The organism is Streptomyces polyasparticus (assembly GCF_014493765.1).
GTDB classification, from domain to species: Bacteria; Actinomycetota; Actinomycetes; order Streptomycetales; family Streptomycetaceae; genus Streptomyces; species Streptomyces polyasparticus.
Window position 1 is genome coordinate 435,824 of sequence record NZ_JACTVJ010000004.1, and the last position, 14,239, is coordinate 450,062.

Genomic DNA, 14,239 nt, shown 5'->3' on the forward strand with positions numbered 1-14,239 from the left:
CACGCTCACGCCTTCACCAGCCCCTTTGCTCTGTCGGTACGGCCGCCGAGTGCGAGATAGACATCCTCGAGGCTCGGCGTGGCCAGCGTGAAGTCGTCCAGTGCCGCGAAGGCCTCTCCCCCGGTGACGGCGGCGACGGCGGCCCGCGCCTCGTCGGGTCCGAGCCGCAGCGTCCAGCGCCGGCCGGTCTCCTCGGCGGAGCCGCGCAGCGCGGACACCTCGGGCACGTCGAGCGGCGCCTTCTCGCGCCAGACGAGTTCGAGCCGCACCTCGCCGGCGACGGCGGTCTTGAGCCCACCGGGGGTGTCGCAGGCGATGACGCGGCCCTCTTCGAGTACGGCCACCCGGTCGAGCACGGTCTCGGCCTCGATGACGTTGTGCGTGACGAGCAGCACGGTGGTCCCCCGCTCGGCCCGGCGCCGGTCGACGGCGGCCCAGACGGCCCTGCGGGCGACGGGGTCCATCCCGGTGGTGGGCTCGTCGAGCACGAGCAGCGAGCGCTCGCCGACCAGGGCGGTGGCGAAGCAGGCGAGCCGCCGCTGTCCGCCGGAGAGCTTCTTGAGCGGCCGCGAGGCCAGCGAGCCGAGTCCGAGCTCGTCGAGGACGGCGTCCCGCTCGACGCGCGCCTCCTTGAGCGGCAGCCCGCGCAGCCTGGCGGTGGTCTCGGCCGCAAGGGCGACCGTCAGCTCGTCGAGTGCGGTGGACTCCTGCCCGAGATACGCGAGAATCCGGGCGGCACGTTCAGGGTGGCGCACGATGTCGTGGCCGAGGATCTCGACGCTGCCCGAGTCGGGCCGCATCAGGCCGGTGAGCTGCCGTACGAGGGTGGACTTGCCGGCGCCGTTGGGCCCGAGCAGGCCGAAGATCTCCCCGCGCCTGACCTCGAGCGAGATCCCGTCGGTGGCCCTGACCTCGGGCGTCGCGGGCACACCGCGCCGCCCACGCGTGGCCGGGTACGTCTTGACCAGCTCACGCACGACACACACGGCGTCATCACCGTGCCCGGCCTCGGTTCCTGTGCGCGCACTCACGACCGAGCAGCCTACGGGACCGTGGGGTACCGCTTTGCCGCCGACCCCCACAAACCGGCCCGCTCACGCCACCGAACCGGCCGGCTCACTCCGCCGAGGCCCCCGCCTCCGCCCCCGTACGCACATCGATCTCCCGCCAGAACCCGGCCCTGATCGCATACCGATCATGCTCGTCGATCTGGTCGTCCTTGTGCGCGAGCAGCCCGAAACGGGCGGCGTACCGCAGCAGCTCCCCATCGATCCGGTGCGGAATCCGCGGGTAGAGCACCGACAGCTTCTGCCGACCCGCGGGATCCGGCAGCCGCGCCAGCCAGCGCCGCGCGAAGACCTGGCCGACCTCGTACGGATCGCCGCCCACGGTCGTGATGTCCTCCTCGCGGTCCGCCCAGCGCTGCTCGGCGGTCGTCACCTGCGCCAGCGTCGGCAGCGAGGCGACCTCGGCCGGCTCGGAGGGGGTGCCGGGACGGTCGACCCAGCCCTTGTCGGAGGACCAGCGCAGCGTCGCGTTCGGCGGGTGCGGGGCCGCCGAACCGGCGCCGGGCGCACGCAGCGCCGCCAGGTCCTTCGGCGTGGGCACGCCCTTGGCGGGTGTGTGCCGCTCGGCCGACTGGTGCTCCGCCGAGCCTCCCCCAAGCTCTCGACTTCGCTCGAGCAGGGGGTGCCCCCCTTGCGCGGCGGCCTCCGCGGACCGCTCGGCCGCGGCGGCCAGGGCCGAGTCCGGCAGCGGCGCCGACAGGATCGCGGCGATCTCGGGGCGGGGCACGGGCGGCGGCGCACAGACCCCGCCGAGATCCTTGGCCCGTACGGCCTGGGTGATCCAGGCCCGGTCGAGCACGCGCCGCTCGTCGGCCTCGGCCACGAGGTCCTCGGACTGGTTGTAGTCACCATCGGCGGCCTGTACGGCCCACAGGTGGACGGCGACCCCGTGCTCCTTGGCCGACATCAGGCCGGGCAGCAGATCTCCGTCACCGGTCACGAGCACCACGTCCGAGCAGGCCCGGTTGCGGGCCAGCTCGGTCAGCTCGGCGTGCATGGCGGCGTCCACGCCCTTCTGCGCCCACCGTCCGTCGCTGCGGGTCAGGGCGCCCAGGCGCACGGTGACCCGGGACATCACGCGCAGCCGCCGGTGCTCGGGCTGCGGTACGCGGTCGGGGGCTCCGTCGAACCAGTAGATCCGCAGCAGTGGCTGCTGCGTATCGGATTCGGCGCGTTCTCGCAGGGCCTGGATGAGGGCGGCGTGGTCGACGGTGATCCGCGACCGTGAGGGTTCTCCGGCGAGCAGGCTCGCGGCGGCGCCCAGCAAGTAGCCGGCGTCCACCAGGACAACGCAGCGGTCCACGAGTTCCACCCTCTTCCCAAAAGGCCCGGGACTCTCCGCGTGAGGCGGGAATGCGGGGCGGGTTTGCAACGGGGTTGTCTTCGAGTCTGCCCGAAGGCGCGGAGGTTAACGGCCGGAACTCGATCTTCGGCGTGGCGTAGGGCGCATGAACTGACCATCACTCTCATACGCGCAGGAAAATCACTCCCCGACAGCCCTTATTACGCACGGTAATTCTCCAAAATGCGGTGTATGTCGCCATATGTGAATGTGGTCTCGGCCCTGGCCCCTAGATCCCCCTCAGGAGGCAGATCACCATGGCCAAGAACAAGAACCGTCAGCAGCAGCGCGGCCAGCAGCAGCGCGGAGCGCAGCAGGAGCAGGCCGAGCGCGGTGCCGAGCAGGTCGAATCCGCGGCCGAGCAGGCGCCCAGCCCTTCGCAGTTCGCCGGCGGCAACCCTGGTAAGCGCCAGAAGAAGTTCGGCCACAACTGAGTACCGGCTAGGTCCGGTCCAGGCACACCCAAGGGGCGCGTCCACTGCGGGCGCGCCCCTTGGCGTATCAACTCATCTGATCCAGAAGCCGGTTATCCGGCCAGGCACGAGGGACCGAGCAGCACCTTCAGATCGCCGAACAGCGCCGGATCGGGCTGTACGCGGTGCCGGTCGAGCCGCAGCACGGTGGTCTTGCGCGCACCCTGGAGCTTGATCCGTACCTCGGAGTTGCCCTTGTGGTGGCCGAGGATCTCGCCGAGGCGGGTGACCATCGGCGGGGTGACCTTGACCGTCGGGATCGTGATGATCACCGGCGCGTTGGTGCCCGCGTTGGACAGGTCGGGCACCTGCATCTCCATCGCGACCAGGCGCGGCACGTCCTCGCGCTTGTCGAGGCGCCCCTTGACGAACACCACGGCGTCCTCGACGAGTTGGGTGGACACCAGCTGGTACGTGGCCGGGAAGAACATGCACTCGATGGAGCCCGCGAGGTCCTCCACGGTGGCGATCGCCCACGCGTTGCCCTGCTTGGTCATCTTGCGCTGCAGGCCCGAGATGATGCCGCCGATGGTGACGACCGCGCCGTCGGAGAAGTCACCGCCGGTGAGCTGTCCGATGCCCGCGTCCGCCTTGTCCTGCAGGACGTGCTCGAGGCCGAAGAGCGGGTGGTCGGAGACGTACAGACCGAGCATCTCCCGCTCCTGCGCGAGGAGATAGGTCTTCTCCCACTCGTCGGTGGAGAACTCGACGTCGAGTCCGAAGCCGGGCTCGTCCGATGCGCCCTCGTCGCCCATGCCGCCGAAGAGGTCGAACTGCCCCTCGGCCTCCTTGCGCTTGACCTGTACGACGTTGTCGATCATCGGCTCGTACTGCGCGGTGAGGCCCTTGCGGGTGTGCCCCATCGTGTCGAAGGCGCCGGCCTTGATCAGGGATTCCGTGGTGCGCTTGTTGCAGGCGACGGCCTCGACCTTGTCGAGGTAGTCGGGGAAGGAGGTGTACTTCCCCTTCGCCTTGCGGCTGCGGATGATCGACTCGACCACGTTCGTACCAACATTACGCACCGCGGAGAGGCCGAAGAGAATGACGTCGTCGCCCTGCGCCGCGAAGTTCTGCTCGGATTCGTTGACATTCGGCGGGAGCACCTTGATGCCCATGCGCCGGCATTCGTTCAGATAGACGGCCGACTTGTCCTTGTCGTCCTTCACCGAGGTGAGCAGGGCCGCCATGTATTCGGCCGGGTAGTTCGCCTTCAGATACGCGGTCCAGTAGGTGACCAGACCGTACGCGGAGGAGTGCGCCTTGTTGAACGCGTAGCCGGCGAAGGGGACCAGCACGTCCCACAGGGCCTGGATCGCCGAGTCCGAATAACCGTTCTTCCGGGCACCTGCCTGGAAGATGGCGAAGTTCTTCTCCAGCTCCTCGGGCTTCTTCTTGCCCATCACGCGACGGAGAATGTCGGCTTCACCGAGCGAATAGCCGGCGACGATCTGCGCGGCCTTCTGCACCTGCTCCTGGTACACGATGAGGCCGTAGGTCAGACCGAGCGTCTCCTTCAGGGGCTCTTCGAGCTCCGGGTGGATCGGCGTGATCTCCTGGCGGCCGTTCTTGCGCTCCGCATAGTTCGTATGCGAGTTCATTCCCATCGGGCCCGGCCGGTACAGGGCCGAAACAGCGGAAATGTCCTCGAAGTTGTCGGGCTGCATCTGGCGGAGCAGCGAACGCATCGGGCCGCCGTCGAACTGGAACACACCCAGCGTGTCACCGCGGCAGAGCAGTTCGTACGTCTTGGGGTCGTCGAGCGGCAGGGCCAGCATCTCCAGATCGATGCCCTTGTTGGCCTTCACCATCTTGACGGCGTCGTCCATGATCGTCAGGTTCCTGAGACCCAGGAAGTCCATCTTGATCAGGCCGAGCGACTCGCACTGCGGGTAGTCCCACTGCGTGATGGTCACGCCGTCGGTGTGCCGCACCCAGACCGGGGCGTGGTCGATGATCGGCTCGCTGGACATGATGACGCCGGCGGCGTGCACGCCCATCTGCCGGACCAGGCCCTCGACGCCCTTGGCGGTGTCGATGACCTTCTTCACGTCCGGCTCGTTCTCGTACATCGCCCGGATCTCGCCCGCCTCGCTGTAGCGCGGGTGCTGCGGGTTGGTGATGCCGTCGAGGTCGATGCCCTTGCCGAGGACGTCCGCGGGCATGGCCTTGGTGAGGCGGTCGCCCATCGCGTACGGGTAACCGAGTACGCGGGCGGAGTCCTTGATGGCGTTCTTCGCCTTGATCTTTCCGTACGTGCCGATCATGGCGACCTTGTCGGCGCCGTACTTCTCGGTCACGTACCTGATCACTTCGACGCGCCGACGCTCGTCGAAGTCGATGTCGACATCGGGCATCGAGACGCGCTCGGGGTTGAGGAACCGCTCGAAGATCAGTCCGTGCTCGATCGGGTCGAGGTCGGTGATGCCCATCGCGTACGAGACGATCGAACCGGCCGCGGAACCTCGGCCGGGGCCCACCGCGATGCCGTTCTTCTTGGCCCACATGATGAAGTCGGCGACCACGAGGAAGTAGCCCGGGAACCCCATCTGGATGATGATGTCCATCTCGTAGTCCGCCTGTTTCTGGCGGTCCTCCGGGATGCCACCGGGGTAGCGGCGGGCCATGCCGCGCCGCACCTCCTCCTTGAACCAGGTGACGTTGGTGTAGCCCTCTTCCGGGATGTCGAACTTCGGCATGAGGTCGCGCTTCTCGAACATGCCGGTGGTGTCGATCTGCTCGGCCACCAGGAGGGTGTTGCGGCAGCCCTCCTGCCAGGCGTCCGAGGAGTCCACCGCGTACATCTCGTCGGTCGACTTCAGGTAGTAGCCGGTGCCGTCGAAGCGGAAGCGGTCGGGGTCGCTGAGGTTCTTGCCGGTCTGGATGCACAGCAGGGCGTCGTGGGCGGTCGCCTCGTGCGCGTACGTGTAGTGCGAGTCGTTGGTGACAAGGGGCGGGATGCCGAGCTTCTTGCCGATCTCCAACAGGCCGTCGCGGACCCGGCGTTCGATCTCGATGCCGTGGTCCATCAGCTCCAGGAAGTACCGGTCCTTGCCGAAGATGTCCTGGTACTCGGACGCGGCCTTGAGTGCCTCGTCGAACTGGCCGAGGCGCAGGCGCGTCTGCAGCTCACCGGAGGGGCAGCCGGTGGAGGCGATCAGCCCCTCGGACCACTGGGAGATCGTCTCCTTGTCCATACGGGGCCACTTCTGCAGCCAGCCCTCCTTGTACGCGTCCGAGGACAGCTTGAAGAGGTTGTGCAGACCCGTCTTGTTCGCCGCCCAGATCGTCTTGTGGGTGTAACCACCCGAACCGGACACGTCGTCGCGCTTCTGGTGCGGCTGGCCCCACTGGATCTTGCGCTTGGTGCGCCGGGACTCGGGGGCCACATAGGCCTCGATGCCGATGATCGGCGTGATACCCGCCTTGGTGGCCGTGTGGAAGAAGTCATAGGCGCCGTGCAGGTTGCCGTGGTCGGTCATCGCGACGTGGGTCATGCCCATGTCGTTGGCCGCCTTGAACATGTCCTTGAGCCGCGCCGCACCGTCGAGGAGCGAGTACTGCGTGTGCACATGCAGGTGCGTGAAAGGCGGCTTGGTCACGGCGAAAGACCTCCGGGAAACGCTCGGCGACGGACAAGGGGGGCGGCCATGAAGTCTACGTCCGCCCACTGACAGGTCGCGGGCACTTAGGGGTACCTTCGAGCGTTGGTACGGACGGAACACCTGTCCCCCAGCACTTGCACCAGGAGGCACCAGGCATGTCGGTCACGCAGACGGGCGCCGAGGAGCGCGGCGAGCAGATTCTCGCCGTCTTCGACACCGCGTTCGGCGAGTTGCTCGCCGCCGACCCGGCCGCGTTCCGGGTGAAGTTCCGCAAGATGGCGGCCTCGGCCTTCGCCTTCTACCGCGGCACCGCCTGCCTCTTCTACGCCGACCTGGAGCGCGAGCAGCACGGCGGCCCGTTCCTCGACGACCGTACGGGCCGGGTGTGGATCCACGGCGATCTGCACGCGGAGAACTTCGGCACGTACATGGACTCCACGGGCCGGCTGATCTTCAACGTCAATGACTTCGACGAGGCCTATGTGGGCCCCTTCACCTGGGACCTCAAGCGCTTCGCCGCCTCCGTCGCGCTGATCGGCTACTCCAAGGCGCTCAGCGACGAGCAGATCTCCGAGCTGGTGACGATCTATGCGGCCGCCTACCGCGAGCGCGTCCACGCCCTGGCCACGGGGGCCAAGGACGACGAGGTGCCGCCGTTCACCCTGGACACCGCCGAGGGCCCGCTCCTGAAGGCGCTGCGCGACGCCCGCTCGCTGACCCGGTTCTCGCTGCTCGACTCGATGACCGAGATCCGTGAGTTCGAGCGCCGTTTCGCGCCCGGCGGCGGCTCGATCGAGCTGGACGCGGCCACGCGCTACAAGGTGCTCGCCGCCTTCGACGGCTATCTGGAGACCCTGCCGGAGTCCTCGCTGACCCGCCCCGACTCGTACCGCGTCAAGGACGTCGTCGGCCGGCGCGGGATCGGCATCGGCTCGGCGGGACTGCCCTCGTACAACATCCTGCTCGAAGGCAACTCCGACGCCCTCGAGAACGATGTCGTGATCTACATGAAGCAGGCCCAGACCCCGGCGGTCTCGCGGCACATCACCGACCAGGCGATCCGCGAGTACTTCCGGCACGAGGGCCACCGCACGGTGATCTCCCAGCGCGCCCTGCAGCAGCACGCCGACCCGTGGCTGGGCTGGACCGAGCTCGACGGCTCGGGTCAGCTGGTCGCCGAGGTCTCGCCGTACGCGGTGGACCTGGACTGGTCGGACATCGACGACACCGAGCAGATCGCCGCCGTGGTCGCCGACCTCGGCCGGGCGACCGCGACGATGCACGCGGCGGCGGACGACGAGAGCGGGTACACCGGGCTCGTGCCGTTCTCCACCGAGCGCGCCATCGACGCCGCGATCGCCGCCGACGAGGAGGGCTTCGCGCCGCTGCTCGTGCAGTTCGCGCACGAGTACGGGGCGCGGGCGCGCGCGGATCACCAGATCTTCGTGGACCTGTTCCGCAACGGCCGGATTCCGGGTCTGTAGCGGACCGGCGTTCACAGGAAACCCTGAGCCGACCTTTACTTATCCGTCTGGCAGACTCGCAGCGATGGACATATCGGGGACGCAGCCGAGGGTGCTGCGGGCGGCGCTCTTCACGGCCTTGGTCGTGACGCTGTCCGCGGCATCCCATGTGCTGCTCTCGCAGGTTCCGCTGCCGCTCGGCACCGTCGCCGCGGTGGCCGGGGGCGTGTTCGTCCTCGCGTATCTGCTCGCAGGACGCGAGCGCGGCTTCTGGTCGATCGCGGCGCTCGTGGTGCCGCTCGAACTCGCCGCGGACACGGTGTTCACCACCGGTCAGCACGTCTGTTACGGCCAGACCGGCGGCCCGATAGCCGGCACCCTGCGCTCCTTCGGACTCGACGTCCTGTGCGGCGGCTCCGACGTGGGCGCCTCGCTGGTGTCCGGCGCGGGCGCACGCCCGGCCGCCGAACTGCTCGCGTCGGCCGACCCCTCGGCCGCCTGGTTCCTGCTCGCGGCCCACGTCGTGATCGGCCTGGGTGCCGCGGCCTGGCTGCGCCGCGGCGAGCAGGCCTTCGCCCAGCTCGTGCGCGCGATGGTCGCGGTGGCGTTCCGGCCGCTGCGGATCGCGGTGGCCGCGGTCACCACGCGGCCCACTCCCGTACGCCGCGTCGTGCGCACCGCGCAGCAGACGCGCCCCCTGTCTCCGCTCCTCATCGCCCACTGTGTGGGCCGGCGTGGACCGCCTTGCCCGGCTGCTGTCTGAGCCACCGGTCAAGCGAATCCACCCGCTGGGGGTCCAGGGCCCCCGGGAAAACACAGTACGGAGATTGAGTCATGAGCAAGCGCAACAGTCAGGCATCCAAGGCGGCGGCCCGTGAGCGGCTGCGCGTCGAGCGCGAGCGCCAGGCGAAGAAGGACAAGGCCCGCCGGCAGATCATCGTGGGCGCGAGCATCGTCGGTGTGCTCGCCGTCGCGGCCGGCGCCGGTTTCCTGATCATGCAGGCCAACGAGCCGAGTGGCTGGGACAAGGCCGCCGAGGCCAAGGTGGTCGCCCCGGCGAACACCTCCGGCAAGAACGGCTCGACCGTCACCATCGGCGACGCGGCCAAGAACACCGTCCACCTCTACGAGGACCCGCGCTGCCCGGGCTGCGCCGCGATGGAGCAGTCCATCGGCGAGGCGGTCAACAAGGGCATGGAGGACGGCAAGTACAAGCTGTCCTTCACGATCGGCACCTTCCTCGACGGCAACCTCAGCGGCGAGGGGTCCAAGAACGCGCTGAGCGCTCTGGGCGCGGCCCTGAACGTCAGCCCCGAGGCGTTCCTCGACTACAAGGCGGCGCTGTACTCGAAGGAGTACCACCCCGAGGAGTCCACGGACGAGTTCGCCAAGGACGACTACCTGATCAAGGTGGCGAACACGGTGGACGGCCTGAAGAACAACAAGGACTTCCAGAGCGACGTCAAGAGCGGCACGTACGACGCCTGGGCGATGAAGATGAGCAAGTCCTTCGACGACGCCGAGGGCGTGGACTCGACGCCCACCATCAAGATCAACGACAAGAAGATCGAGACACCTTCGGACGCGGCCGGCTGGGACGCGGCGCTGAAGACGGCGGGCGTCACCAAGTAACGGGACGAGCAGCTCGGGACGGGCAGCTGAAGAGCGGGCGAACTTTCCCGGTTCGCCCGCTCTTGGCGCTTACTGATCAGTAATGTCAGCGCTCGTGACCAGTAGACTCCAGGCTCCCCACGAGCTCTCATCCGCCTCAACTCCCCGTCGCCGTACGGTCGTCAAGGCCGCCGCGACCGTCGCCGTCGCCGCTCCCCTCGCGGCCGGCGCCCTGCCCGCACGGGCCGCCGAGCCCCCCGCCTTCCTGCACGGCGTGGCCTCCGGCGACCCGCTGCCCGACGGCGTCCTGCTGTGGACCCGCGTCACACCGACGCCCACGGCCACCCCCGGATCCGGCATGGGCCCGGATACGGAGGTGAGCTGGGAGCTCGCCGAGGACAAGTCCTTCACCCGGACCGTCGCCCGGGGCACGGTGACCGCGCGGGCCTCCTCCGACCACACGGTCAAGGCCGATGTGCGCGGCCTCAAGGCCGCCACCGACTACTACTTCCGCTTCTCGGCAGGCGGTACGACATCCGCCGTCGGCCGCACCCGCACCACCCCGGCGTACGAAGCGGCCGCGGGCAACGTCCGCTTCGGCGTCGTCTCCTGCGCCAACTACGAGGCGGGCTACTTCTCCGCGTACCGCCATCTCGCCGCACGCCAGGACCTGGACGCGGTGCTCCATCTCGGCGACTACATCTACGAGTACGCGAGCGGCGGCTACCCCGCGACGGACCAGGTCCTGCGCGCACAGCAGCCGGCGCACGAGATCCTCACGCTCGCCGACTACCGCCTGCGGCACGGCACGTACAAGACGGACGCCGATCTGCAGGCCCTGCAGGCGCGCCACCCGGTCATCGCGATCTGGGACGACCACGAGGTGGCCAACGACGCCTGGTCGGGCGGCGCCGAGAACCACACGCCCGCGTCCGAAGGCCCGTACGCGGACCGTGTGAAGGCGGCCAAGCAGGCCTACTTCGAGTGGATGCCGGTGCGGCCGGCCACCGAGGGGACGGTCTACCGCCGGATCCGTTACGGCAGGCTCGCGGATCTGCATCTGCTCGATCTGCGCTCCTTCCGCGACCAGCAGGCGGGCATCGGCAGCGGCAAGGTGGACGACCCCAACCGCACGATCACCGGCCGCGCCCAGCTGGACTGGCTGAAGGAGGGACTCAGCCGTTCGCAGGCGCAGTGGAAGCTGGTCGGCACCTCGGTGATGATCTCGCCGGTGGCCTTCGGGTCCGTACCGGCCCATCTGCTCGGCCCGCTCGCGGAGTTGCTCGGCCTGCCCAAGGAGGGCCTCGCGGTCAATGTGGACCAGTGGGACGGCTACACCGACGACCGCCGTGAACTGCTCGCGCATCTCACGGACCAGGGGATCAAGGACACCGTCTTCCTGGCCGGCGACATCCACATGGCCTGGGCCAACGACGTACCCCTGAAGGCCGCCACGTACCCGTTCTCGCGGTCCGCCGCGACCGAGTTCGTGGTCACGTCGGTGACCTCGGACAACATAGACGACATCCTCGGCGTCGCCCCGCACACGGTCTCGCTCGTCGCGGCCGGTGCGATCAAGGCGGCCAACCGCCATGTGAAGTGGCTCGACATGGACAGCCACGGCTACAGCGTGCTCGACGTGACGGCCGCGCGGACGCAGATGGACTACTACGTCCTGTCCGACAAGACCGACCTCAACGCGACGGCGCGGTGGGCGCGTTCGTACCGCACGGCGAGCGGCACGCAGAAGGCCGAGCGAGTGGACAAGCCGGTGGCCTAGCCTCCGCACCGTCGAATTCCGGCCATCACAGCGCGTGTTACCGGAAGATCACACCGTCACTGCAGGTGGTGTGTCCCGGACCCCGAACCCGGACACACCACCCGCCCCGGTGACTCCTCTTGTTGCGTCCGCATCTCAAACCTCGGACAGCACAGGAGTTTTTCTCCCGCTTGACCCGATTCGCCGCACGATCCATTGGACTTGATCCAAGCTCCTCAAGATCTGACATGGCCACGTAATCTCCCGGCGGCGGCGAGGAAGTCCCTCGCCGTTCGCCCCCACGAGGAGACCGTCATGTCGGCTCTTGCCCGTATATCCCGCCGTACACGGGGACGGCTGCTGTCCACCGCCCTGGTGGCCGGAACCCTGATGCTGGCCCCGCTCTCCGCCCCGGGCGGAGCCGTCGCCGCGGGTGCCACGCCTTCGGCGCAGGAATGCGACGAGACCACCGTGAGCTCCGCACGGGAGACCAAGGCCGGCGCCTCGCACGCGAACGAGCCCAACGAGATCAGCGCGACCAAGGCCAAGGCCATGGACGCCGATCTGCAGCAGAGACTCGACCGGCTGCGCGCTAGCGGTCAGCGCACCACGGCCGCGGCGGCCACGATCCCCGTGTACTTCCACGTCGTCCACGACGGCGCCACCGGCAAGCTCACGGCCACCGACATCGCGAAGCAGATGGACGTACTGAACGCCGGCTTCGGCGGCCAGGGCACCGGGAACGCCGACTCCGGCTTCCAGTTCACGCTGGCCGGCACGGACTACACCGACAACGCCTCCTGGTACAACGGCATCCAGCCGGGCTCCACCGCCGAGAAGGCGATGAAGTCCTCGCTGCGCCAGGGCGGCGCGAACGCCCTGAACTTCTACACCGCCAAGCTCGGCGGCGGTCTCCTCGGCTGGGCCACCTTCCCGTCCTCGTACAACTCCAACCCGTCCGACGACGGCGTCGTCGTGCTCGACTCCTCGCTGCCGGGCGGCTCGGCCGCCAACTACAACGAGGGCGACACCGCCACCCACGAGGTCGGCCACTGGATGGGGCTGTACCACACGTTCCAGGGCGGCTGTAACGGCAACGGCGACTACGTCGAGGACACCGCCGCCGAGAAGAGCCCGGCCTACGAGTGCCCCGAGGGCCGTGACACCTGCGCCCGCAAGGCGGGCGTGGACCCGATCCACAACTTCATGGACTACACGTACGACAACTGCATGTACCAGTTCACCGCGGGCCAGGCCAAGCGCATGCAGGACAGCTGGGCCGCCTACCGCGCGTGACACGTCCCGGCTCGCACCGCGCGTGATGCTCCCCCGCTCGCACCCGGCGTGATGCAGCCCACCGCACACGCGCAGGCGTCCCCCTCTACTCTGAGCTGCGACAGACGGGGTGGAGGGGGAACGGCGGCATGGGTGCGCCAGGCGAGATGATCGACGGCCGCTTCGAGCTCATCGAACGGCTCGGCAGCGGCGGCATGGGCACGGTCTGGCGCGCCCGCGACACCGCCCTCGACCGCGAGGTGGCGCTGAAGGAGGTCCGCCATGTGGACCCGGCGTTCATCGAGCGCAACACCGTGCTGCGCGAGCGGGCCCTGCGGGAGGCGCGGGCTCTCGCGCGGATCAGCCATCCGCACGTGGTCACGATCCACCAGATCCTGGAGCCCGGCGGGCACGTGCACCCCTGGATCGTGATGGAGCTGCTGCCCGGCAGGACGCTGCAGGACCGCCTTGCCGCGGGCCCGCTGCCGCCCGCCGAGACCGCCCGCATCGGCCGCGAGGTGCTGTCCGCGCTGCGCGCCGCCCACGCGGCCGGAATCCAGCACCGCGACGTGAAGCCCGCCAATGTGATGCTGCGCGAGGACGGCAGCGCGGTGCTCACCGACTTCGGCATCGCCGCGCTCCAGGGCTCCACCTCCCTCACCCAGACCGGCGAGATGGTCGGTTCGCCCGAGTTCATGGCCCCGGAGCGGATCCGCGGCACGGACGGCGACCCGGCCTCCGACCTGTGGTCCCTCGGCATCGTCCTGTACGTGGCGGCGGAGGGCGTCTCCCCGCTGCGCCGGGCCACACCGCTGGCCACGCTCGCCGCCGTCCTGGACGAGCCGGTGCCGCCGCTGCGTTCGGGCCCGCTGACCCCCGTACTCGAAACCCTGCTCGTACGGGACCCGGCGGCACGGCCCGACGCGGCGCGGCTCGACGCGATGCTGGCCGAGATCGAAGCCGGGCGTTCTCCACACGTGCCACAAGCCAGGACCCAGGCGGTCGGCTCACCCCCGCTGCCGGGCACGCGTACCGACAGCCCGCGGCCGGTCGCACCCACCGCGGTGGCGCCCGCGCCGCGGCGGCGCCCCCGTCGTCGTACGCCGGTGATCGCGGCCGCCGTGGCCGTCGCCGTGGCGGCCACGGCGCTGGTGGTCACGCTGCGCGGCAACAGCGGCGACCAGAACAAGGACCGAGGTGCGGGCACGACACAGCCCCCCGCCCGCGGGGACTCCACCGCACCGCCCACCAGCGCCGCCCCCTCGCCGGGCGCCGACCCCATCCCCGCCTCGGGGCGCTGGGTCGCGATGCTGTACTCCGAGCCGACCTCGAGCGGCGAGGCGACACGCGACGCGCGACTGGCGACGCTGCAACAGGACGTACCGGACACGAAGTACGTGCTCAGCGACGACTACGCCTCGCTGAGGCCGGGATTCTGGGTCTACTACGCCGGACCGTTCCCCGACGGCAACGCCGCGCTGTCGTACTGCGCCGAGCGGGACCTTGTGGACAAGAACCAGTGCGTCGGCCGCTACATCAGCACCTACCCGGCGGACCTGGACCTCCTGTGCTACCCACCGGCCACCGCACCGACGGGCACCTGCCGACGCGACTAGGGCGGCCGGAGCAGGGTCCGGAACGACCGAG

10 protein-coding genes are annotated in these 14,239 nt (G+C 69.3%); 7 read left to right on the forward strand and 3 right to left on the reverse strand.

What is annotated here, in order from left to right; translation table 11 throughout:
- Positions 1 to 5: 5 nt before the first annotated feature.
- Both H9Y04_RS47695 and H9Y04_RS06300 read right to left on the reverse strand, forming a co-directional pair.
- A complete protein-coding gene (locus H9Y04_RS47695) occupies positions 6 to 986 on the reverse strand; it encodes an ABC transporter ATP-binding protein (RefSeq protein WP_187813066.1) in 981 nt (326 codons plus the stop codon).
- A gap of 130 nt (positions 987 to 1,116) precedes the next feature.
- Complete coding sequence (locus H9Y04_RS06300; protein WP_187812656.1) at positions 1,117 to 2,370, reverse strand: NYN domain-containing protein; 1,254 nt, start codon at positions 2,368 to 2,370, stop codon at positions 1,117 to 1,119.
- Positions 2,371 to 2,666: 296 nt separating this feature from the next.
- Here H9Y04_RS06300 and H9Y04_RS06305 point away from each other — a divergent pair, with 296 nt between their 5' ends.
- Positions 2,667 to 2,843, forward strand: coding sequence for a hypothetical protein (locus tag H9Y04_RS06305; RefSeq protein WP_187812657.1), 177 nt, complete (start codon positions 2,667 to 2,669; stop codon positions 2,841 to 2,843).
- A gap of 92 nt (positions 2,844 to 2,935) precedes the next feature.
- Here H9Y04_RS06305 and dnaE read toward each other — a convergent pair whose 3' ends face one another.
- The gene (gene dnaE, locus H9Y04_RS06310; protein ID WP_187812658.1) at positions 2,936 to 6,481 is read right to left on the reverse strand and encodes a DNA polymerase III subunit alpha; all 3,546 of its coding nucleotides are present in this window, start codon (positions 6,479 to 6,481) and stop codon (positions 2,936 to 2,938) included.
- Positions 6,482 to 6,639: 158 nt separating this feature from the next.
- Between dnaE and H9Y04_RS06315 the strand changes: the two genes are divergently transcribed.
- From H9Y04_RS06315 to H9Y04_RS06340, 6 genes are all read left to right on the forward strand, one after another.
- Positions 6,640 to 7,968 (forward strand): DUF2252 domain-containing protein, encoded by a 1,329-nt coding sequence (locus tag H9Y04_RS06315; RefSeq protein ID WP_187812659.1) that lies wholly within the window; start codon positions 6,640 to 6,642, stop codon positions 7,966 to 7,968.
- A gap of 64 nt (positions 7,969 to 8,032) precedes the next feature.
- A complete protein-coding gene (locus H9Y04_RS06320) occupies positions 8,033 to 8,710 on the forward strand; it encodes a hypothetical protein (protein WP_187812660.1) in 678 nt (225 codons plus the stop codon).
- A 71-nt stretch (positions 8,711 to 8,781) separates the two neighbouring features.
- Complete coding sequence (locus H9Y04_RS06325) at positions 8,782 to 9,579, forward strand: DsbA family protein (RefSeq protein WP_187812661.1); 798 nt, start codon at positions 8,782 to 8,784, stop codon at positions 9,577 to 9,579.
- Between the two features lie 82 nt (positions 9,580 to 9,661).
- On the forward strand, positions 9,662 to 11,338 hold the full coding sequence (locus H9Y04_RS06330) for an alkaline phosphatase D family protein (protein ID WP_187812662.1): 1,677 nt from the start codon (positions 9,662 to 9,664) through the stop codon (positions 11,336 to 11,338).
- 294 nt (positions 11,339 to 11,632) lie between these two features.
- A complete protein-coding gene (locus H9Y04_RS06335) occupies positions 11,633 to 12,613 on the forward strand; it encodes a zinc metalloprotease (protein WP_187812663.1) in 981 nt (326 codons plus the stop codon).
- A 128-nt stretch (positions 12,614 to 12,741) separates the two neighbouring features.
- Positions 12,742 to 14,208, forward strand: coding sequence for a serine/threonine-protein kinase (locus H9Y04_RS06340; protein WP_187812664.1), 1,467 nt, complete (start codon positions 12,742 to 12,744; stop codon positions 14,206 to 14,208).
- Positions 14,209 to 14,239: the final 31 nt, after the last annotated feature.